Below are 303 nucleotides of genomic sequence, written 5' to 3'. Positions count from 1 at the left end.
CTGGTGCTGGCGGTAGAATTTTTTAAAAATATTATTCTCATCAACGATGGTACAGGAAAATTTTTGGATGGCTCCCATCGCCTTCCCGATAAAAAGGCTGTGCTTAATGAAGATCCTTATCCTTATTATCCCTACCATGATTCTGAAGATGTAGCTCTGGAAGATTTTGACAATGATGGGGACCTGGATATACTCATAGTCACAGAGGATGATGAGACCAACGAGTATTATCTCAATGATGGGAAGGGATATTTTGAGGATGTTTCACATCAACTGCCGGTAAAGGGCGTATCAAATGCGGTC

At 41.3% G+C, this 303-nt stretch carries 1 protein-coding gene; it reads left to right on the top strand.

From position 1 onward, the window contains the following. The coding region (locus HC175_RS22770) for an FG-GAP repeat domain-containing protein (protein WP_168140054.1) at positions 1-303 on the top strand (303 nt) is incomplete at both ends.

The organism is Salinimicrobium oceani, from assembly GCF_012037645.1.
Note: the sequence above shows the minus strand (reverse complement) of the source record. Positions and strands in the feature narration are given on the sequence as shown.